Origin of the sequence: Actinokineospora cianjurensis, from assembly GCF_003663795.1 — a bacterium.
In the GTDB taxonomy this organism is placed as follows: domain Bacteria; phylum Actinomycetota; class Actinomycetes; order Mycobacteriales; family Pseudonocardiaceae; genus Actinokineospora; species Actinokineospora terrae.
This window is the reverse complement of the sequence record NZ_RCDD01000001.1, coordinates 973,524-994,195: the sequence shown is the minus strand read 5'-3', so window position 1 is coordinate 994,195 and position 20,672 is coordinate 973,524. Positions and strand designations below refer to the sequence as shown.

Below are 20,672 nucleotides of genomic sequence, written 5' to 3'. Positions count from 1 at the left end.
ACCCGGTTGACGCCGCCGCAACGTGCTCGATTGGTGGATAGTTGCCGTTCCCGCTGGTCACCCGACCTATAGTCGGACCGTGACCGACCCGCTCCGCCGCGCCGACGCCTGGACCCGCAACGACCCCATCGCGTCGAACGACCCGGGCCTCACCCAGGACGCGGGCTGGCAGATCGGCGTCTCCCGCACCGTGCCGCACCCACTGCCCAAGGTCTGGGACCTGATCAGCGGCCCAACCGGCCTGTCCATCTGGCTCGGCCCCGGCGCCACCCTGTCGCCGACCCGGGGCACCAAGTACACGACCCGCGACGGCGCGGTGGGCGATGTCCGCGGCTACCGGGAACGCGACCGCATCCGCGTGACCTGCCGCCCACCCGGCTGGGACCACCTCACCACCATCCAGGTCACGGTTTCCGCCAAGGGCAACCAGACCCTGCTCCGCTTCCACCAGGAATGGCTCGCCAACCCCGCCGAACGATCCCGCCAACGCGACCACTGGCAATCCATCATGACCCGCGTCGCAGGCGCGCTGGACTCGACGCCCTAGCCGCCCGTGACAAGATCCTCACCCACCGCGATGCCCGCGAACATGGCGGACCACAACGGAAGCGGCGGGCTGTACGCGGGCTTCGAGGGCTACCGCAGCCCCACACCGGAAGAACTCAGACGAGTGCTGACCTCGGGCATCGTCGTGCCGGACACCAACCTGCTGCTCAACCTCTACCGCTACACCGCCACCGCGCGCGACACCCTGCTCAGGGCGCTGGAGAAGCTGGAGACGCTCTGGGTGCCGCACCAGGTGCTCACCGAGTTCTGGCGCAACCGGGAAACCACGGACCCGTCAGTGGTCCGCTTCCGGGACAGCGCAGGGGTTTTCTTCGGCGGCGAGTCCGTGACAACCGAACAGTACTTCTCCTCGAGTCACCGGTTCCACCGCGACACGACCCAGGACGCAGGGCCGCGGTAGCCGAGGGCTTGCGCCGCATCCGGGCTTCGGAACCACCCGGGTACAAGGACAGGAAGAAGGACGACGTCAACGCGGTCGGGGACTACCTGGTCTGGGAGCAGACGTTGCTGGAGGCCACAACCCGCGGTCTGGACGTCCTCTTCGTCACCAGCGACACCGAAGAGGACTGGTGGCGCCTCGAAGGCGGTGAGCGCAGGGGGCCGCGGATCGCGGACATCACAGCGGATATCCGCCGGATACAGCGCGCTCGGCATGCGACGGATTGACCGGAGGCAAACGACTATCCGCAGCCTCGACCGCACCCGCTCCGGTGGGCCCGAGCGGGGATCACTTCACCGGGGCGCAGGTCGTGGTGGTGGCGGTGAGGGTGAGTTCCAGGACGCCGTCGCCTGACTTGGTCATCATGGCGGAGAGGGTGGTGTCGTCGCGGGTGGCGGTGAAGTACTCGGGTTGGGTGGGGCGGGGGTCGATCTTCCAGCCGGTCAGGGCGTCGATGGCGGCGCGCTTGATGGTGGGGAGGTCGGCGTCGGGGGTGAGGGGGGTTTTGCTGGTGGCTCGCCATTGGGCGCCGTTGGTGGTGGGGGTGGCGCAGGTGTGGAGGACGGCGGTGCTGAGGGTGCCCGCGGTGGGGAAGGCGTCCTCGTCGGCGGGGACGTTCGCGGCGGTGGAGATCTTGCGGGCGGCGGTGGTGGCGCGGGCGAAGCTGGGGCCGAGGATGGCCCGCTGGGCGTCGGTCAGGTCGGGGCGCAGGGGCATGGTGAGGTCCTGGTGGCGGCCCGAGATGGAGCACTTGGCCTTCTCCGCGCGCAGGTGACCCCGACGCAGGCCGACCCGGGCGTCCGCCGGGCCGACGAGGAGCACCGACCAGTCGTCGACCGGGACCTGTGGTTGCCAGCCAAGGGAAACAGCCGCGGTCAGCAGGTCATCCGGGGAGGCGGCCAAGTCCACGTCGCCCCACATGGCCACGCTGGCGTCCGGGTCGCCGTCGAAGATGCTGCCGCAGGTCATCGCCGTGAACGAGGGATCCGCCGTCCCCCCGGCCGCCCGCACCAGTGCGGTGACCGCGTCCTGGAACTGCGGGCTGACCGACGTCGGCTTGGCTTCCGCGCACCCCGCCACCAGCAGGACGGCAAAAGCCAGTGCCACCAACCTCAACGCTGTCGCACCACTTTGTACTGTTCGGTGGTCACGGACTCGCCGCCGAAGAAAACCCCCGCGCTGTCGCGGAAGCGGACCACGGACGGGTCGGTGCTGGAGTCCAGTTGCCTGGCGGCCTCGGTGTAGTTGCCGTTGATGGCGTGGTTTCCGCCCGCGGTGCCGGTCTGGTGGTCGAACTTCACCGTCGTCCGGTTGTCGCTGTTGGGGTTCTCGGCGGCGTCGAGGTGCGGGACGATGTCGCCGTTGTTCTCCAGCGACAGCATCTGCACGCGCTCGTCGATCGGGATGCCGCCCACCGGCGACCCGGCGGTCACCACGTGGGTGATGTTGTATCCGCTGGCCAGCAACGGGTCGACCGAGCGGGCCGCGACGATGCCGCCCTGGCTGTGGCCGACCAGCATCAGCGGCGCGTCCTTGGGCACCTTGGCATCGATCAGCGCCTGCTGGATGCCCTCCTGCAGCACGGTCGGGTTGCCCGCGATCGCGTCGACGTTGGTGCCCATGTCGTTCGCGCTGCCCTGGTCGTTGGTGAAGGGCAGGTTCCACACCTTCGTGCCGGGGATGTCGACGATGTAGGCGACCGTGCCGTCGGCCTGCGTGACCGCGCGGATGTCGATGTTGGCGTCGGTGCCGTTGCGGTGGTCGAGGCCGTTGAACAGCTCGGCGAGGTTGTCCGGCGGGTCGGCGGCGATGTCGCTGGTGTCCCGGCCCGCGTAGGTCACGTCCGGGTCGCCGTCGGGGTAGGTGGCGGCGACCAGGTCGGTCAGCGTGGCCAGGTTCGACGGGAAACCCAAGGCGGACAACGCACCTGGCGTCATCCCCAGCAGGTCGTCGACCATGCCGGGGTGCTCGACCAGCCACCGCTGCCAGTCGCCGTCGTAGTTGACCAGGATGTCGGCGCCGATGAACGCCCCCACCCCGATCGCGGCACCCGGCGCGGCGACCGCGGCGGCACCGGCCAGCCAGCGGCCCGCCTCCAGCGCCTTGGCGTTGAGGTCGTCGACCAGGTGGTACGCCTGGTTGGTGGCCTGGAAGGTGATGCCGCGCAAGCCGATGCCCGCCGAGGTCGCGGTCAGCCCGGACGGGCCGTCGAGCGCGCCGAGCATCGCGAACTCGAACCGCGCCGCGCCGACCGGGTTGAGCACGGCCGAGGCGAGCAGGTCGGGGTCGGCCAGGTAGCGGTGGCTGGTGACGGCGATGCCGAGGGTCTCGCCCGCGATGTCGTCGGTGAGGTCCCCCATGGCCGCGAGGTCCTCGTAGAACGCCTCGGTGCCGCCCGCGCCGCCGCCGACGGTCAGGTTGGTCACGGGGTTGCTCATGCCAGGGCCTCCGCCAGGTAGGGGGTCACCCAGACCCCGAGCTCATCGCGTCCGACCGGGGTCAGCTCGACCAGTTGGCGGCCGCCACCGTGCGCGGCGGGCTGGACGCCGACCCAGCCGGTGTCGCTGTGCAGCCAGTAGACCCGCGCGCTGCGCACGGATCCGTCGACGACGCCGGTGACCAGGCAGGTCAGCACGCCGTCGGTGCGGCGCACGACCTGGAGGGCGAACTCGGCCTCGTCCTTGGGCAGCTTCAACTCGGCCAGCACGTACCCCGGCGCGTCCGGGTCGGCCTCGCGCAGCAGGTCGGCGACGCCGAGTTCGTGCAGTGCGGCCAACGGGACGACACCGTGCAGCGGCTCGACCTCGTCGTCGGCGTCGAGCGCGGCACCGATCCCGGCGGCCTCTTCGCTCGGCACCGCGCGGACCAGCTCGCGGCCGAGTTCGACCGCGGCGAACAGTGAGAGCTCCACGCCCGCGTCCGGCAGCAGGAACAGGGAGGCACCCAGCTCACCGGCGACCGCGTGCAGGCTGCGTGACCCGCGCGCACCCGCCGTCGCCGTGGTCTCCAGGAACACCCGGGGCGCGGCGATGACCCCGATGTTCGCGGCGACCGACGGGTGGATCTCGCCGTCGCGCAGGACCCCCTTGGCGGCGAGGTCACCCACGGCCGCGATGTCGGGGGCGGGCTTCCAGTCCGGCGGCATGTTCGCGTCGAGCTCGGTCACCACGTAGGCGTACTCGGCCGCGGTGAGGGTGAGCCGGCGCGGTGCTGGGGCGCTCATCTACGCGACACCCCGCGCCTGCATGAACTTGCCGACGTCGAGCCACTGCTTGTCGCCTGCCGGGGGCAGGGAGTGCGGCTGGTACTGCCAGCCCTCCCACGGCGGCCGGGGCGGCTGCGGCGGCGACCCGCTGATGCCCAGGCCCGAGGCGACCGCGTTGGCGATGTCGCGCATGACCTGGTTGAAGCGGTCGACGGCCCGGTTGAACCGGTCGATGGCGCCGTTGAACCAGGTGACCACGGCCTCGCCGATCCGCTTGATCGCCGCGATCAGCTCGCGGACCTGCTGGGCGTGCCCGCGCAGCGCGGCGGCGGCCTCGTCGAGCTTGGTGGCGACCGCGTCGAGCGCCTTGCGGTCGCCGTCGACGGTCTCGCGGCACCGGTCGGCGGCGATGGACTTCCAGCGCATGGCCTGGGCCTGGCGCACCATGGTCGAACCGTGCGCGCGCACCTCGTCCGCGTGCCGCTCGATCCGCCCGGCGAGCCGGTCGAGCTCGTCGGGATCGCCGTAGAACGACATGTCCACCCCCAGCTGTGGGCCAACCCTTCGCCCGCGTCAGACGTCCCCGGTGACGGGGCGGTTCCCGCGCGGGGGCGACTTGGTCAACTGTTCACCGGACCCACTCCAGGAACCGCGCGCCCTTGAACGTGGTGCGGCCGCGGAACTCGGTGCGCTCGACCCGCAGCGGCCCCTCGAACCTGGTCCCGCTGAACCAGGCGCGCTGGTGGAAGACCACGTCATTGGCGTGCAGCATGCCGTGGCTGACGGCCTTGGTGAACCAGGCGTCGCCGTGGACCTGCGAGCCCCACAGCGCGTTCGACCGGTGCAGGTGCGCCCACCGCAGGTTCAGCACCCCGATGGCGCGGCCGGACAGGTCGAAGTACTCCAGGTCGGCGCCGGTGAGGTCGAGGTCGAAGTGCGGGCCGGGGTGCTCGGCGGGCGGCAGCAGGGCCGAGATCAGGCTCTGCGCGGTCTTGCGGACCTGGGCCTCGCTGTCGCCGTCGGCCGTGCGCTCGTAGGGGATGCGCAGGTAGGAGCAGAAGACGTCGAGGACGGTCTGGGTGTAGTACGGGCGGGAGCGGGCCAGGCCGTGCAGCACGTGCAGCGCGCCGATGCGGACCTGGTCGGCGCTGTTGCCCAGCAGTTCGACGGCCTTGGCGAACCGCTCGTCGGCGACGCGCTCGCGGTCGAACTCGGTGCGGTCGCTCTCCAGGTCGTGCCGCTGGCGCTCGATGTCCTGGCGGCGTTCCTCGACCCGTCGGCGCCGGTCGTTGAGCCACAGCGCGTAGAGGGCGACGACCGCGCCGCCCGCGAGACCGCCGGTCTTGAGCGCCTCGCCCCGGTTGGCGTTCGGCTCGGTGAGCAGCCAGCCGGACACCGCGCCGAGCAGGCCGATCGACACGAGCACGACGGCCAGCAGCCACCAGCGCTCCCTCGGCGCGCCCCGACCGAGCACCGAGCCGATCCCGACGGCGACGCCCGCCGCGAACACGACCAGTCCGGTGATCAGGAAGCCCAGGCCCACGGCGGGTGAACCTACCCGACCGTCACCCGTTCGCGAGCACCCTGAGCCGGTCGGTGGTGCCGTTGAAGTAGTTCTGGTCCAGCGGCGACGAGGTGTGCTGCCAGAACGTCCAGTACGGCCAGTTGTACGGCAGGGTGCCGACGGCCGAGGCATACCTGGCGACCCACAGCGGGTTCGCGGTGGCGAAAGAGGTGTTGCCGACGCACTGGGACCACCAGCTGGTGCTCGTGTAGATCACCGCGTCGCGGCCGGTGCGGGTGCGGTAGGTGGTGGTGAAGTCGCGGATCCAGGCGGCCATGGCGGCCTGGGTCTTGCCGTAGCAAGTGGCGCCGTACGGGTTGTACTCCAGGTCGACGACGCCCGGCAGGGTCTTGCCGTCGCGGGACCAGCCGCCGCCGTTGGTGGCGAAGTAGGCGGCCTGCGCGGCGCCGGTGGACCGGTCCGGCAGCGCGAAGTGGTAGGCGCCGCGGATCATGCCGACGGTGTAGGAGCCGGTGTACTGCTGGGTGAAGAAGGGGTTCTTGTACCCGGTGCCCTCGGTGGCCTTGACGTACACGAACCGCTTGCCCTGGCCCCACCAGTAGTTCCAGTCGACGTTGCCCTGGTAGCTGGCGACGTCCATGCCGGACACCGTGGCCAGGGCGACCGGCGGCGCGGAGACCATCCGCCGCACCGGTTCGTGCTTGCGGATCTGCGAGCCGAGCGGGTGGTCGGTCGGCACCGGCGCCGCCGCGGCGGGCAGGGCCGCCACCAGCGCCGCGACGACGCACAGGACGGCCGCCGCGGCGGATCTGACCCCGAGGACAATGGACATGGTTGATCGTCCTTTCCGAGTGCCCCCACAATGATCAAGGAAGTCGGCGCGGATACTCGGGGTAGCCGCCCGTGCGTCGATTGTGATCGGATAACCATCCACTTGTCACGCTTAAGCGTGAAGGATTCACCAGAGCAGGGGTGAACTGGGGTGATCCCGGTCAGCGGTGGTGGGAAAGAACCGCACGGTCCACACCGAACGGACGCTTTCCGTAGTCGCCCGAGTGCGCTATGTCAACTCAGGACTCCCGGGGCGATTGGGGCCGCATCCGGGCTGGCTACCTGGCGTTGAACAGGTGAGACTTTGCGTTGACGGTGGGCGGGGAAGGGAGAGTGGTGGGCGGACCCGACGCGTTCGCGCGCATGTGGGCGGCCGTGCTCACCGAGACGGGCTATGTCGCCATGGACCGCCGCGGCCTCGTCGAGCAGATGCGCGAGTACACCGAGGTGCTGCTGGCGGGCCTGCGGTCGGACCGGTTCGCGCCGGAGCCGGTCGAGCGGGTCGGCGCCGGGCTGGTCGGCATGCGGCTGGCCGGACCGGAGACCCTCCGAGCGTCACTGCTGCTGATCGGCGCCGACCTGTTGCGGGTCACTGGGGCGGGTGAACTGCGGGCCGAGCTGTTGCCCGCTGTGCAGGGGGCGTTCGCCGCCGGGTTCGCCACCGCGATGCAGGAGAAGATCTTCCGGGACCAGGAGACCATCCGCAGGGCAGCGCTCGAGGCGCGCCGCGGTGCCGAGGTGGCGCTGCTGGCCAGCGAGAACCGGTTCCGGGCCATGTTCAACCAGGCCGCGGTGGGCATCGCCATCGGCGACGCGGACGGCACCCTGCTGGAGGTCAACACCGCGCTGGCCGACATGCTCGGCTACCAGGTCGACGAGCTGCGCGGGATGAACGTCGACGACCTGCGCTTCCCGGACGAGCCAGCCGCCATGCGCAGGCCGTTCGACGAGGTCAGCTCCGGCGCGCGCGACCACTACCGGATGGAGCGGCTGCTGCGCCGCGCCGACGGCAAGCCGCTGTGGACCGACGTCACCGTGTCGCTGGTGCGCACCGAGACCGGCGAACCGCAGTACCTGGTCGGCATGATCGAGGACATCACCGACCGGCACCTGCTCGAGGAGCGGCTGCGCCACCAGGCCAACCACGACCCGTTGACCGGCCTGGGCAACCGGGCCAGGTTCACCGAGCGGCTCACCACCGCGTTCGGCTGCGACGACGACACCAGGGTCGGCGTCTGCTACCTGGACCTGGACGGCTTCAAGGTCATCAACGACAGCCTCGGCCACGACATCGGCGACGAACTGCTGGTCGCGGTGGCGGCCAGGCTGGACCGGCTGGTCACCGCGCCCGGCCGGATCGTGGCCAGGATGGGCGGCGACGAGTTCGTGGTGCTGGTCGAGCGCAGCTCCGGCCGCGCCGAACTGGTCGACCTCGCCGACCGGATCCTGGCCGCGCTCGCCGAACCGTTCCCGATCGGCGGGCACCGGCTCGCGGTGTCGGCCAGCATCGGCCTGGTCGAGCGGTCCGTTGTCGACGCGACCCCGGCGGAGACCATGCGCGACGCCGACGTGACCCTGTACTGGGCGAAGGCCGACGGCAAGAACCGCTGGGCCGCTTACGACCCGGACCGCAACGCCCGCGAGGTCGCCCGCTTCACGCTGTCGGCGCGGATGCCCGCCGCGGTGGAGAGCGAAGAGTTCTATGTGGACTACCAACCGATCGTGCGCCTCAGCGACGGCCACCTGATCGGCGTCGAGGCCCTGGTCCGCTGGGCGCACCCGGAGTTCGGCAGGCTCGGCCCGGACCAGTTCATCGGCCTGGCAGAGGAAACCGGCCTGATCGTCCCCTTGGGACGGTGGGTGCTGCGCGAGGCCACCCGCCAGGCCCGCCGCTGGCACGACGCCTACGGCGACCGCGCCCCGATGGTCAGCGTCAACCTCGCCGCCCGCCAAACCGAGGAACCCACCCTCGTCGCCGACGTCGCCACCATCATCAAGGCCGCCAACGTCCCACCGTCGACGATCCAACTGGAGCTCACCGAGAGCGCCATCATGAGCACCACCGGCGGCCCGCTGCGCACCCTGCGCGACCTGGCCGACCTCGGCATCCGCATCGCCATCGACGACTTCGGCACCGGCTACTCGAACCTGGCCTACCTGCGGCACCTGCCGGTCCACGCCATCAAGCTCGCGGGCTCGTTCATGGAGGGCCTCCGCGACTCCCCGACCGCCGACCCCGCCGACGCCCAGATCGTCACCACCCTCGTCGCCCTCTCCCACGCCCTCGGCCACGTAGTCATCGCCGAAGGCGTCGAAGACCCCGAACAAGCCGACCGCCTCCGCGAATTCGGCTGCGACAGCGCCCAGGGCTGGCTCTTCGCCAAACCCGGCCGCCCCGAGGAAATCGAACGCTGGCTGGAGAAGTAGCGCCTGCCCGATACCCCAGAGGCTCGACGAAGTGCGGTCCCGGCGACGTGAGCCGGGACCGCACTTCCATGTCAGCCGAACAGGGCGGGCAGGGTGCCTTCCCATGCCTCGCGGAGTTCGGCGAGGGGGAGGTCGCCGACGCCTTGGATTTCCAGGGAGTGGGAGTCGGGGTCGACGACGCCGGTGCGGCGCCAGGGGAGGCCGCGGGCGGTGCACATCTCGGTGAAGCGGAGTTCTTCGGAGCGGGGGACCGCGACCAGGACTCGGCCCGCGGATTCGCTGAACAGCTGGACGAACGGGTCCTGGTCCTGGTCGAGGAAGATCCGGGCACCGACCTCGCCGATGAGGCAGGTCTCGACCAGGGTCTGGGCGAGGCCGCCGTCGGACAGGTCGTGGGCGGCGGAGACCATGCCGTCGCGGGAGCCCGCCAGGATGATCTCGCCGAGGAGGCGTTCGCGGGCCAGGTCGACCTTCGGCGGGAGGCCGCCGAGGTGGCCGTGGGCGACGTGCGCCCATTCCGAGCCGCCGAACTCGTCTCGGGTGTCGCCGAGCAGGATCAGGGACTCGCCCGCCTCCGCGCCGATGCCGGTGGGGATGCGGCGGCGGACGTCGTCGATGACGCCGAGGACGCCGACCACCGGGGTCGGGTGGATGGCGGTGGTGCCGGTCTGGTTGTAGAAGCTGACGTTGCCGCCGGTGACCGGGATGCCGAGCTCCTTGCAGCCCTCGGCGAGACCGCGCACGGCCTGCTCGAACTGCCACATGACCGCCGGGTCCTCCGGCGAGCCGAAGTTGAGGCAGTTGGTGACCGCCAGCGGGGTGGCGCCGGTGACCGCGACGTTGCGGTACGCCTCGGCCAGGGCCAACTGGGTGCCGGTGTACGGGTCGAGCTTGACGAAGCGGCCGTTGCAGTCGGTGGCCAGCGCCACGCCGCGGCCGGTCTGCTCGTCGACGCGGATCATGCCCGAGTCCGACGGCTGCGCGAGAACCGTGCCGCCGCGCACGTAGCGGTCGTACTGCTCGGTGACCCAGCGGCGCGACGCCAGGTTCGGGCTGGCCGCCATCCGCACGATCTCGGCCAGCAACTCGTCCGGAGTGGACGGACGGGCGAGCTGCTCGGGTCCGTTGCCCTGCAAGGCGTCCTGGTAGTCGGGGCGCGCGATGGGCCGCTCGTACATCGGGCCCTCGTGCGCGACGGTGCGCGGCGGGACGTCCACCACGGTCTCACCGTGCCAGGTGATGACCAGCCGGTCGCCGTCGGTGACCTCGCCGATCTCGGTGGCGATCACGTCCCACTTGGCGCACACCCGCATGAACGCGTCCACATCGGACGGTTCGACGACCGCGCACATCCGCTCCTGCGACTCGCTGGAGAGCACCTCGGCAGGCGTCATCCCGGTGGCGCGCAGCGGAACCCGGTCCAGCTGGACCAGCATGCCGCCGTCGCCCGCGCTGGCCAGCTCACTGGTCGCGCAGGACAGGCCCGCGCCGCCGAGGTCCTGGATACCGACGACGATGCCCTCGGCGAACAGCTCCAGGCAGCACTCGATGAGCACCTTCTCGGTGAACGGGTCGCCGACCTGCACCGCGGGCAGCTTCTTGCGCGCCGAAGACCTGCTCGCAGGGTCGAGCGTTGATGCAGTGCCGCCCTCATCACCAGCAAAGGTCTCGCTGGCCAGCACGGACACGCCACCGATGCCGTCGAGGCCGGTGCGCGCGCCGAACAGGATGACCTTGTTGCCGGTGCCCGACGCGTGCGCCAGGTGCAGGTCCTCGGTGCGCATCGCGCCGACGCACAGGGCGTTGACCAGCGGGTTGCCCTGGTAGGACGCGTCGAACACGACCTCGCCGCCGATGTTGGGCAGGCCGAGGCAGTTGCCGTAGCCGCCGACACCCGCGACGACACCGGGCAGCACGCGCTTGGTGTCGGGGTGGTCGGGGGCACCGAAGCGCAGCGGGTCCATCACCGCGAGCGGGCGGGCGCCCATCGCCATGATGTCGCGCACGATGCCGCCGACCCCGGTCGCCGCGCCCTGGTAGGGCTCCACATAGGACGGGTGGTTGTGCGACTCGAGCTTGAAGGTGACCGCCCAGCCGTCGCCGATGTCGACCACACCGGCGTTCTCGCCGATCCCGGCCAACATCTTGGCCTTCATCTCGGGCGTGGTGTTGGCCGACCAGTGCTTCCAGTGCACCTTGGACGACTTGTACGAGCAGTGCTCGCTCCACATCACCGAGTACATCGCCAGTTCGGCGTCGGTGGGGCGGCGGCCGAGGATCTCGCGGATCCGGCTGTACTCGTCTTCCTTGAGCCCCAGCTCGCGGAACGGCTGCTCCTGCTCGGGAGTCGCCTTGGCGTTGTCAACGGTGTCGATCACGCGGCCACCACCGAGTCGAGGACGGACAGGAACATGCCGAGGCCGTCGTCGGACGGTCCGGTGAGCGCGTCGATGGCGTGCTCGGGGTGCGGCATCAGGCCGACGATGCGGCCGGTCGGGTCGCTGATGCCCGCGATGTCGTCGGTGGAGCCGTTGGGGTTGAGCCCGGTGTAGCGGAACACCACCCTGCCCTCGCCCTCCAGTTCGTCCACGACGGACTTCGGGGCGGCGAACCGGCCGTCCATGTTCTTGATCGGGATGATGATCTCGGCACCGGCGTCGTAGCGGCTGGTCCACGCGGTGCCCGCGTTCTCGACCTTGAGCCACTGGTCGCGGCAGACGAAGTGCAGGCCCGCGTTGCGCAGCAGCGCGCCGGGCAGCAGGCCGGCCTCGCACAGCACCTGGAAGCCGTTGCAGATGCCCAGCACCGGCAACCCGCCGCGCGCGGCGTCGATGACCTTGCCCATCACCGGCGCGAACCGGGCGATGGCACCGGCGCGCAGGTAGTCGCCGTAGGAGAACCCACCGGGCAGGACGACCGCGTCGACCCCCTTGAGGTCGGCGTCACCGTGCCAGAGCGCGACCGCCTCGGCACCGGACGCGGTGATCGCCCGGATGGTGTCGCTGTCGTCGAGTGTCCCGGGGAAGGTGACCGCGCCGATCCTCACGCCTGCACCCGCCTCACCACGAAGTCCTCGACCACCGGGTTCGACAGGAAGCCCTCGGCGATCCTGGCCAACGTCTCGTCGTCGACGGAGTCGTCGACCTCGAGTTCGAAGTGCTTCCCCTGCCGGACATCGGACACCCCGTCGAACCCGAGCCGGGGCAGCGCACGGGCCACCGCCTGACCCTGGGGGTCCAAGATCTCCGGCTTGGGCATGACGTCAACGACAACTCGGGCCACGGCGGGCTACTCCTCGAGTTCGAGAGGCCAATACCCCGGAAGCCTACCTGACCTGGGAGTTCACCCCACCGCCCCCGCTGACCTGCGACACCCCGCCCGGCTCCCACGATCGTGTGAACCGGCTGATTGCCACTTGGCGAGTCGGGTGGGCGCGGCTAGTCTTCTCGGTGTAGCTCTGGCCCGTAAGCCAGGGAAGTGAGCCCGGTTCCCGTCCGGACGGTCGGCAGCCGGGCTTCGCGCTGTCTAGCGCACGTCGCGCAGGTCGACCACCTTGGTGAGCAGCGGACCGATCCGGCGCTGCCAGTCGCCACCTGCCCCGTAGCACCAAGCCGCCGCGTCCGCGATCCACATCAGCGCGTCCTGGGTGCTGTCCAGATGCTCGTAGACCAGTGCGGTGTCTGCGGACCGCTCGCCGAGAACCCGCCGGATGACCAGCTTGTCATCGGCATCGCGCACCTCACGGCTGTCCAACACGAGCCTGCTCACCTGGAGATCGACCAGGTTGTCCACCAACTGTGCCAGGGACTGCCGCCGGGCACGCTCCTCACCTCGCCTGCACGAGGAGATGTAGACGAAAACGGCCGCGTCTGCCCCGGCGAGCTGGGAGATGATCGCCTTGCGGCGCGTCGGGGTCTCCTTCTTGAAGTGCAGTTCGCGCTGCCCGGGCATGAGCATCCCCGTGAGCAACTTCCGCAGGGGTCGGAGGTTGCGCGGATCAATCACGGCCGCCGCTAGCAGGTACTGGTCGTTGCGACGGGACTCGTCGACGAAGGCGTGCAAGGTCACCTTGGACAGATCGGCGGTGATCGCGTCCGGCTGGACTACCTGAACGGGTGTTCGATGTTCGCCGGTGGCGAGAAGGGTGGCGTTGGGGCTGGGGGCGGGTGAGGGTGGGGTATGCGGATTCTGGTGTTGGGCGGGACGCGGTTTGTCGGGTATTCGGTGGCGGCTGAGGGGGTGCGGCGCGGGCACGAGGTGGTGTGCGCGGCGCGGGGGGAGGCTGGGCGGGTTCCGGTGGGGGCGCGGTTGGTGAGGGTCGACCGGGACCTGGAGGACGGGTTGGCGCCGCTGGTGGGGGAGCGGTTCGACGCGGTGGTGGACGTGGCGACGATCTCGTACGAGTGGGTGCGGCGGGCGTTGGCGGCGTTCGGGGACGGGGTGGGGCACTGGGCGTTCGTGTCGTCGATCAGCGCGTACGCCGAGCCGGGGTCGCCGCCGAGCGGGGTGGGTGACCGGTTGTTGCCGCCGAAGGCCGTGCACGGGACCCGGGAGGCGATGAAGGACGACCCCGACCTGTACGGCTCGGTGAAGGTGGCCAGCGAGCAGGCGGTGACGGCGGCGGTCGGTGACAAGGCGTTGATCGTGCGCGCGGGTCTGATCACCGGGCCGGGTGACGAGCACGACCGGTTCGGCTACTGGCCGCAGCGCCTGGTCCGGGGTGGTCGGGTGGTGGTGCCCGATGTCGGCCACGAGATCCAGTACATCGACGTGCGCGACCTGGCCGCGTGGCTCATCGACGGCGCCGAGCAGGGGATCACCGGGGTGTTCGACGGGATCGGCCCGTCGACGCCGTTGCCCGCGCTGCTCACCGCGATGGCCGACACCCTGGGGGCGAACGTCGAGTTCGTGCGGGTGAGCGAGGAGGAGCTGCTGGAGCGCGGCGTCGCGCCCTGGTCCGGCCCCCGTTCGCTGCCGTTGTGGCTGCCCGCGTCGCACATGTACATGGGCTCCCGCGATGCCGGTCCCGCCCTGGCCGCGGGGCTGACGCCGCGTTCGCTGGCCGACGCGCTCGCGGGGGCGCTGGACCACGAACGCACCCTCGGCGTCGACCGTCAGCGCAAGGCCGGGCTGACTCCCGAGGACGAGGCCGAGATCCTCGCTGGGTAGCGGTCGCGTCACCCGACGGCGGGATCACCGGCACCGAACAGGTGCTTGTGCTCAAGCTGACCGGTCCGGTCAGCCGATGGCGAGCGCGGGATGGTGTCCGGTTGTCGGTCCGAGGGAGAACGAATGCGCCACGGGAAGCCCGGGCGCGCCGTCGCCCGCCTCTTGGTCGTGCTGCTCGTGGCGCTGGTGGCGGTTCCCGGGCTCGGCGGACCGGCTGAGGCAGCGCCACCTCGGTGCGGTGGGCCTGGGACACCCTCGGTTGTCGCGTTGCACAGCAGTCACTTCTATGTGGACAGCAACGCGCAACTGCTGTCGGGGTACGCGGGTTACCGGGTCGCCTCTTCGACCGCGCGCAGTGGTTTGTGGCTAGGGGTCAGCGGCTTCACCGGCGGGGTGGTCGCGCCCGCCACGGCCCAGCCCACCACGGTCCCGGTTCCTGACCTCACCGAGGCCGGGGTGGCGCGGTACCTGCTGTTGACCGCGTCGACCACGACCACGGTCCCGCAGTCCCACACGGTCACCGTCTACACCGGCCCGCCGGGCGTGGGGGTGATCGTGTGCAAGAGGACTTTCACCTACGCCGATGTCGTTGACACGATCAAGCTGGTGGCCAACAAGGTCGACAGCGTCACCTCTACAGCGACCGGACAAGCCACGCTTGGCGACACGGTCACTCTTACTGTCAACGGCCACACAGGCACCGTCGGCGCAGGCCCAGCGAGCGACCCAGGCGTGCTGTCCTACGCACCCAACGCGCTGTCGACTTTCCCGGTCACCGCGTGGCGGCTAGAGCACACGGAACTGGTGATCTCACCCGACGGCGTTGCCTCTCCAGTGACCTACATGGACGGTCTGACGCTCACAGGCGCGACGGGGCCAACTCGCTCTTACACCGCGCGGTACACCTTCCGCGCGATCGGTCCGACAGCGGTATCGGCGTCGGTGCGGCCGATCCAGTACATCGCGAACGGCACCCAGGTGAAGCACACGAACACGGGGGCTTCAACGGCCGGATCGCTTCCCACGGTGTCAGACATCGCGGCGGTGACCGTGACCAAGGCGGTTACGTCACCGGCGGACGGCGTGTTGCCCGGCGCGGGAGGTACCGCGACCTACTCCGTGCGCCTGGTCAATTCCAGCGCAACCAGGCGCACGGTCGACTGGGTGTCCGACGTGCTGCCGACCGATGCCCTGTACTCGTCCGGCAGCCTCACCCTCGACGGGCGGCCAATACTCGACCCTCTAATCAACAACGGCGTATTGACCGTCCCAGGCCCGATAGCGGTACCGGCAACTGGAGCGACCGAGCTCACCTACTCAGCACAGCTCAGCGCGACCCCCGGACCGCACACGAACTCGGCGACGGCAAGGTTCGGGCAGGCGACGCTCGACACCACGGCTGACGTGACCGACTCCGCGCCTGCCACAACGACGGTCACCGTGGTCGGGTCATCGCCCGTCACCTTGGTCGACGACGCGGCCACCACTCCGTCAGGTACCTCAGTCAGCGTGCTGGCGTTGGGCAACGACTCCTCGCCGTCAGGTCTACCGCTGACGATCACCTCGCTCAGCCCACCGAACCGGGGCAACGCGATACTCGCCGCAAACAACTCGGTCACCTACACATCAGCGCCTGGTACCTCGGGCACGGACAGCTTCACCTACACCGCGACCGACGGCTACTCATCAGCCAGTGCGACGGTAGTGCTAACTGTGACGCCTGTCCTGGCCCAGGACGTCTACAGCACAGGCGAGAACACCACACTCTTCGCGGCCTCAGTACTGCCCAATGACGCTTGCGGCGGCTGCACGGCGAACACGTCCCTAGTGAGCCCACCAGCGACCGGCATCGCCACGATGGCTACCGACGGTACCTTCACCTACGTCCCGGCGAGCAACACGACAGGTCCAGTCACCTTTACCTACAGCGCAACGGACAACGCGGGCAACAGCGGCGACGGCATCGTCACGATCTATGTCGGTGATCTAGCACCGGACTTCAGGACGACCTACTACGACGATCCCGTCGTAGTACCGGTCAAGAACAACGACGCCGGGTGCTTGAGCGGCTGCGAGCCACAAGCTGACACAGACGGCAGCCGGGGGACAGTCACGTACTCCGGCAGCAGCCCGGTAACTGTCACGTACACCCCGGCCACAGGGCTATGGGGACTCGATAGCTTCACCTACGGGACCACAACAGGCACTACATCCACCCCGGTCACGATCATGACCGAACCGCCGGCAGCGGTTCTCGAGACCACCTACGGTCTTGCTGCTGTAGCGCAGCTTCCGGCGGGCGGATCTTGCACCGGGTGCGTGTACTCGCTGGATTCCCCTGCCACACATGGCGCGGTCACCATCGACGTCACGACAGGTACGTCTACCTTCACGCCGGAGGTCGGCTACCTAGGAATAGACGCTTACACCTACGCGATGGAAGACCCCGCTAGCGGTCTGCGAGTCCTCGGGCTCGTAGACGTCACCGTTGGCCCGTCGGCCCAAGACGACTCGGATGCAGTGCTGCTGGGTGCAACGCTGAACGGAGACGTGTCCACCAACGACGCCTGCCCGGCAACATGCACACGCACCAAGCTGACCGACCCCACCTCCGGCACAGTCGTCTTCAACAACGACGGCACTTACACGTACACGCCTGGGTCAGCAATCGGCACGTTCACCTTCACCTACCGCGTCAACAGTTCGGTATCAGGATCGGTCAGCGACGACGCCACAGTGACCGTAACCGTCCGAGGAGCGGTCAACGACGTCGATAGCACCGCCCCGAACACCCCCGTCGACATCGCCATACGCACTAACGACCCCTGTGCGTCGTGCACACTGTCCGCTGTAGGCAGCCCCAACTCGGGAACCGCAGTGGTCAACGGCCAGATGGTCCGATACACACCGGGGCCCGACTTCTCCGGTAGGGCGACCTTCACCTACACCCTCATCCAGGGCGCGGTCACCAGCACCGCCGTCGTGACCGTCACCGTCACCCCGCTCGCCCTCGCCGACACGGCCATCGCGGTTACAGGTAAGACCGTCGACGTCGTACCACTGGCGAACGACCTCTGCGCCAACTGCGCCATCACCTCCCTGGGCACACCGACATCCGGTTCGCTGCAGCAGAACGGCAACGTCGTCACCTTCAGCCCGTCCGGCAGCGGGACAGCGACCTTCACCTACGACGCGGAAGACGGATCCGGCAACACTGCGACCGGCACCGTCACGGTGACCGTTGTGGACCCGCCGGTGCTGGCCGCCGACACGAGCACCGTCGCCTCCGGCCAGCTCGCGCTGATCTCGGTGCTGTCCAACGACACCTGCCCCGGCTGCGTGGTGACCGTGGCCAGCGACCCGCTGAACGGCTCGATCACGTTCGACGCGCAGGGCCAGGTCGGGTACACCTCCGCGCCCGGGTTCAGCGGGACCGACTCCTTCACCTACACCGCAACAGCCCCAAGCACGGGTGCCCACGCGAGGGAGACGGTCACGGTGACAGTTTCCCCAGTCGCGCACGATGACAGCGCGATCACGCCGGTAGAGGTACCGATCACCGTTGACGTGCTGGCCAACGACGCGTGCAAGACGTGCACGCTGGCAGTGGACACGACAACGGGGGATGTAGTCGCGAACATCGTCGCCGGGAAGGTAGAGGTAACTCCGAACACCCAGTGGACCGGTATCGCGACCGTGGAGTACACCGCGACCGACCCAGCCACGGCTCTTACGACCACGGCGACGCTGACCATAGAGGTCAACAACGCCCAGCCGGACGCGATCACCGTCGCAGCAGGCGCGAACGTCACGGGCCTGGACGTGCTCGCGAACGACCTGTGCGCTGGCTGCACGATCACCTCGGTCACCCCGGCCACGTACGGGACCTCGATCAACGAGGGCAACGCTGTCGGCTGGACACCGCCCGCTGATTTCGCCGGTCTGGCGACCTTCGGTTACACGGCGGGGGACGGGTCCCAGGTCGTTTCCTCGACCGTGCGGCTCCTGGTGACCCCGCCGCCGTTCCCGGTCAACACCACCATCGACCAGGACGTCGCGGTCCAGCCCCCTGCCACCGTTTCGTGCCCCGGCTGCACGCTGCTCATCCGCTCGTCCGCGAACCAAGGCGACGTGGACTACGACGGAAGCGGCTTCCGGTACACACCGGCACCGGGTTATATCGGGTCGGACAGTTTCAATTACCGCCTCACGGACCCCGTGTCGCAGCTGTGGGTAGAGGCCAGTGTGGACATCACAGTCGCTCTGCCGGTAGCAGTACCCGCCTTGAGTGTGACGGCAACGCCACCCAGCGCGGGAAGCCAACCGCATGCAGGTGATGTGCTTGCCTGGTCATGGACCGTGGCCAACATAGGCAACGTCGGTCTTACCGGTATCACGCCCACGGGTGCCACCTGCGCGGCCACCACGCTCGCCGTCGGAGACAGCCTGGTGTGCACCGTCAACCACACGGTGAGCCAATCAGAGGTCAATGCGGGACAGCTGACCAAGCGCATCGACGTCACAGCGAACAGCACGGGCGGCCCGGCATCCGGCTTCGACGAAACCACCATCCCGCTCGCACGCGTGCCCGGGCTGGACGTCAATGCCACGGCCTCACTGGCGAACGATTACATCACCGTGACCTACACGGTGGACAACACCGGCAACACCACACTGACGTCGGTAGGCGTAACTCTCACTGACAGCACCGTCTTGAGCTGCACGGCCACGTCGGTGCTACCGAACGCACAGGTGCCATGCACCGGGACGCACGCTGTCACCCCTACCGACATCCAGGCAAGTTTCTGGTCCAGCAATGGCACAGCTAGCGCCACTGCGCCCGGCACCGCGCTCCCCTTGACCGCGACCGACTCGACCACCACCCCCCTGTCAGCCCCGCCAACCACAACGACAACCACCACCACCACGACCACGACCACGACCACGACCACGACCACGACCACGACCACGACCACGGAACCACCTACGACGACGACCACAACCGAACCGACCACAACCACAACTACGACCGAACCGACCACGAGCACGACGACCACCGAACCGCCTACGACCACTGAGCCGCCCACGACGACCGAGCCACCCACGTCCGCCCGAGTCACCGGCGCCGTGTGGTTCGACCGAAACCTCGACGGCCGATTCCAAGCCGGGGAATGGCCACTCCCCGGCATCCGCGTATCCCTGACCAGCACCACCAGCCAGCGGATGGCCATCGCCGAATCCGCCGCTCACGCCACCTCCGGAACAGATGGCCACTACGCCTTCGCCGACGTCTCCCCTGGCGCGTACACGATCGCGGCCGTCTACCCGAAGGACGGGTTCGCCTACACATCCGACCTGGACTGGTCCGCCGCGATCATCGTCACCGGCTCCGGCGTCACCGGTATCGACTTCGCGGGCGTTGGACAGGGCACCATCAGGGGGACCGTCCTCACCGGCAACACCCAGGCGCCCATCTCAGGCGCCCAGGTGAGCTGCCGCTGGGTCGGGCTGGACGAGGCCCTCAACACCCCCGACGACGTCCTGATGGCCGCCACAGCGACCACAGCGGGCGCGTTCGACCTGCCCCAGCTGCCCTACGGCGTCTACTCCTGCACCGCCGTCGACCCGGCATCCGGTGACGCCTCCGCAGCCACCCGGGTCATCGTGCGGTCCACGACCCCCGTGGCCGTCGAGCTGGCAATAGGTCCAGCGCTGGCCGACACCGGGCCGAAGTCACCCAGGGTGGTCTGGCTGGGCTTCCTGCTCGTGGTGACCGGAGCGACCCTGCTCTTGGCCACGCGCAGGCAGCCTGAGAGGTCAGGCCGCGGATAGCGCCGTCGCAGCACGGTAGGTCGTCGGGGTGGCGCCGTTGTCCAAGGCAGAGTCGATGGCGTCGAAGTAGGCGGCGCGGTGGGCCGGTCGAGCTAGGTCTACCGCGTCGACGGCGAGCCGGAGGGTGCCCGCGCGGCGGGCGACACGGGTAGCGGCCAAGACCAGGGCGAAACAGCGCCATGTCTCGGCCCGCTCGTGGCTGCTAAGGCTCTGCACCCGGGCGCGCAGCGACCCGCCGGTGCGCAAGTCGTGGATCGAGGCAAGATCCGCGCACAGGGTGAAGTCCTTGCGTTGCAGAGCGATCAACGTGCCGCGAGAAGCCAGCCACCGGGGTGGGGCGAAGCCGGTGGTGTGCAGGCCCGCGCGCTCCATCGCGGACATAGCCGCGGTGAGGCGCAAGCCTGCCTCGTGGGCGGGCAACGAGGCGAACTCGGGGCGGCGCATCGACACGGTGCGACCACGGGGTTCCCGGGTGTGGTCGAAGCCGTGCAGCAGGACGTCGTCGCCTGCGAGGCGGCGGGCGCGGACCCAGTCCACGGCCGCACCGGCCAGTCGGGGGGCTACCAACAGGGACAGCGGCACCCCGCGCCTGCCCAGGTGCTCGGCGAGATCGGCGCAGTGGTGCAGGGTCCGGACGTCGATCCCGGACAGCGAGACCAGCAGTCGAGCCGTCATCG

Annotated in this window: 17 protein-coding genes; 6 read left to right on the top strand and 11 right to left on the bottom strand. The window is 69.5% G+C overall.

All coding sequences use genetic code 11. The annotated features are described in order from the left end of the window. Positions 1 to 79 precede the first annotated feature (79 nt). Genes CLV68_RS04660 through CLV68_RS34920 form a run of 3 tightly spaced genes read left to right on the top strand, consistent with a single transcriptional unit; the run spans position 80 to position 1,233 of the window. Positions 80 to 547 carry an SRPBCC family protein gene (locus CLV68_RS04660; RefSeq protein WP_342772756.1) on the top strand — a complete coding sequence of 156 codons (468 nt, stop codon included), beginning with the start codon at positions 80 to 82 and terminating at the stop codon, positions 545 to 547. Between the two features lie 30 nt (positions 548 to 577). After that, on the top strand, positions 578 to 967 hold the full coding sequence (locus tag CLV68_RS34925; protein WP_121389314.1) for a PIN-like domain-containing protein: 390 nt from the start codon (positions 578 to 580) through the stop codon (positions 965 to 967). 8 nt (positions 968 to 975) lie between these two features. Continuing rightward, positions 976 to 1,233: a PIN-like domain-containing protein gene (locus tag CLV68_RS34920; RefSeq protein ID WP_121389313.1), complete on the top strand. Its 258-nt coding sequence runs from the start codon at positions 976 to 978 to the stop codon at positions 1,231 to 1,233. Positions 1,234 to 1,294: 61 nt separating this feature from the next. On the opposite strand, the gene CLV68_RS04645 is transcribed toward CLV68_RS34920, so the two are convergent. From CLV68_RS04645 to CLV68_RS04620, 6 genes are all read right to left on the bottom strand, one after another. Next, the gene (locus tag CLV68_RS04645; protein WP_147459878.1) at positions 1,295 to 2,113 is read right to left on the bottom strand and encodes a hypothetical protein; all 819 of its coding nucleotides are present in this window, start codon (positions 2,111 to 2,113) and stop codon (positions 1,295 to 1,297) included. A gap of 5 nt (positions 2,114 to 2,118) precedes the next feature. Then, the gene (locus tag CLV68_RS04640; RefSeq protein WP_121389311.1) at positions 2,119 to 3,444 is read right to left on the bottom strand and encodes an alpha/beta hydrolase; all 1,326 of its coding nucleotides are present in this window, start codon (positions 3,442 to 3,444) and stop codon (positions 2,119 to 2,121) included. Continuing rightward, the gene (locus CLV68_RS04635; protein WP_121389310.1) at positions 3,441 to 4,229 is read right to left on the bottom strand and encodes an ESX secretion-associated protein EspG; all 789 of its coding nucleotides are present in this window, start codon (positions 4,227 to 4,229) and stop codon (positions 3,441 to 3,443) included. The genes CLV68_RS04640 and CLV68_RS04635 overlap by 4 nt, the downstream gene beginning before the upstream one ends. Continuing rightward, positions 4,230 to 4,748 (bottom strand): WXG100 family type VII secretion target, encoded by a 519-nt coding sequence (locus CLV68_RS04630; protein WP_121389309.1) that lies wholly within the window; start codon positions 4,746 to 4,748, stop codon positions 4,230 to 4,232. A gap of 91 nt (positions 4,749 to 4,839) precedes the next feature. Continuing rightward, the gene (locus CLV68_RS04625; protein WP_342772755.1) at positions 4,840 to 5,754 is read right to left on the bottom strand and encodes a pentapeptide repeat-containing protein; all 915 of its coding nucleotides are present in this window, start codon (positions 5,752 to 5,754) and stop codon (positions 4,840 to 4,842) included. A 22-nt stretch (positions 5,755 to 5,776) separates the two neighbouring features. After that, positions 5,777 to 6,568: a lysozyme gene (locus tag CLV68_RS04620; protein WP_121389308.1), complete on the bottom strand. Its 792-nt coding sequence runs from the start codon at positions 6,566 to 6,568 to the stop codon at positions 5,777 to 5,779. A gap of 335 nt (positions 6,569 to 6,903) precedes the next feature. Here CLV68_RS04620 and CLV68_RS04615 point away from each other — a divergent pair, with 335 nt between their 5' ends. Continuing rightward, the gene (locus CLV68_RS04615) at positions 6,904 to 8,994 is read left to right on the top strand and encodes a putative bifunctional diguanylate cyclase/phosphodiesterase (RefSeq protein WP_246009664.1); all 2,091 of its coding nucleotides are present in this window, start codon (positions 6,904 to 6,906) and stop codon (positions 8,992 to 8,994) included. Positions 8,995 to 9,065: 71 nt separating this feature from the next. Here the strand turns inward: CLV68_RS04615 and purL are convergent, their stop codons facing one another. From purL to CLV68_RS04595, 4 genes are all read right to left on the bottom strand, one after another. Continuing rightward, the gene (purL, locus tag CLV68_RS04610) at positions 9,066 to 11,372 is read right to left on the bottom strand and encodes a phosphoribosylformylglycinamidine synthase subunit PurL (protein ID WP_121389307.1); all 2,307 of its coding nucleotides are present in this window, start codon (positions 11,370 to 11,372) and stop codon (positions 9,066 to 9,068) included. Next, positions 11,369 to 12,040: a phosphoribosylformylglycinamidine synthase subunit PurQ gene (gene purQ / locus CLV68_RS04605; RefSeq protein ID WP_121389306.1), complete on the bottom strand. Its 672-nt coding sequence runs from the start codon at positions 12,038 to 12,040 to the stop codon at positions 11,369 to 11,371. Before purQ ends, purL begins: the two co-directional genes overlap by 4 nt. Further along, positions 12,037 to 12,276 (bottom strand): phosphoribosylformylglycinamidine synthase subunit PurS, encoded by a 240-nt coding sequence (purS, locus tag CLV68_RS04600; RefSeq protein ID WP_092781753.1) that lies wholly within the window; start codon positions 12,274 to 12,276, stop codon positions 12,037 to 12,039. The genes purQ and purS overlap by 4 nt, the downstream gene beginning before the upstream one ends. Positions 12,277 to 12,519: 243 nt before the next feature. Continuing rightward, positions 12,520 to 13,062 (bottom strand): hypothetical protein, encoded by a 543-nt coding sequence (locus CLV68_RS04595; protein WP_121389305.1) that lies wholly within the window; start codon positions 13,060 to 13,062, stop codon positions 12,520 to 12,522. Positions 13,063 to 13,173: 111 nt separating this feature from the next. Here CLV68_RS04595 and CLV68_RS04590 point away from each other — a divergent pair, with 111 nt between their 5' ends. Both CLV68_RS04590 and CLV68_RS04585 read left to right on the top strand, forming a co-directional pair. Then, the gene (locus CLV68_RS04590) at positions 13,174 to 14,163 is read left to right on the top strand and encodes an NAD-dependent epimerase/dehydratase family protein (RefSeq protein WP_121389304.1); all 990 of its coding nucleotides are present in this window, start codon (positions 13,174 to 13,176) and stop codon (positions 14,161 to 14,163) included. A gap of 123 nt (positions 14,164 to 14,286) precedes the next feature. Then, positions 14,287 to 19,995 carry an Ig-like domain-containing protein gene (locus CLV68_RS04585; protein WP_170224079.1) on the top strand — a complete coding sequence of 1,903 codons (5,709 nt, stop codon included), beginning with the start codon at positions 14,287 to 14,289 and terminating at the stop codon, positions 19,993 to 19,995. Here CLV68_RS04585 and CLV68_RS04580 read toward each other — a convergent pair. Next, a complete protein-coding gene (locus tag CLV68_RS04580; protein WP_121389302.1) occupies positions 19,981 to 20,670 on the bottom strand; it encodes a DUF2334 domain-containing protein in 690 nt (229 codons plus the stop codon). The two genes, CLV68_RS04585 and CLV68_RS04580, sit on opposite strands and share 15 nt — an antisense overlap. Positions 20,671 to 20,672: the final 2 nt, after the last annotated feature.

Coding starts and splice junctions, on each gene's coding strand:
- CLV68_RS34925 (WP_121389314.1), top strand. CDS start 578: ATGCCCGCGAACATGGCGGACCACAACGGAAGCGGCGGGCTGTACGCG.
- CLV68_RS04640 (WP_121389311.1), bottom strand. CDS start 3,444: ATGAGCAACCCCGTGACCAACCTGACCGTCGGCGGCGGCGCGGGCGGC.
- CLV68_RS04635 (WP_121389310.1), bottom strand. CDS start 4,229: ATGAGCGCCCCAGCACCGCGCCGGCTCACCCTCACCGCGGCCGAGTAC.
- CLV68_RS04630 (WP_121389309.1), bottom strand. CDS start 4,748: ATGTCGTTCTACGGCGATCCCGACGAGCTCGACCGGCTCGCCGGGCGG.
- CLV68_RS04620 (WP_121389308.1), bottom strand. CDS start 6,568: ATGTCCATTGTCCTCGGGGTCAGATCCGCCGCGGCGGCCGTCCTGTGC.
- CLV68_RS04590 (WP_121389304.1), top strand. CDS start 13,174: ATGCGGATTCTGGTGTTGGGCGGGACGCGGTTTGTCGGGTATTCGGTG.
- CLV68_RS04585 (WP_170224079.1), top strand. CDS start 14,287: ATGCGCCACGGGAAGCCCGGGCGCGCCGTCGCCCGCCTCTTGGTCGTG.
- CLV68_RS04580 (WP_121389302.1), bottom strand. CDS start 20,670: ATGACGGCTCGACTGCTGGTCTCGCTGTCCGGGATCGACGTCCGGACC.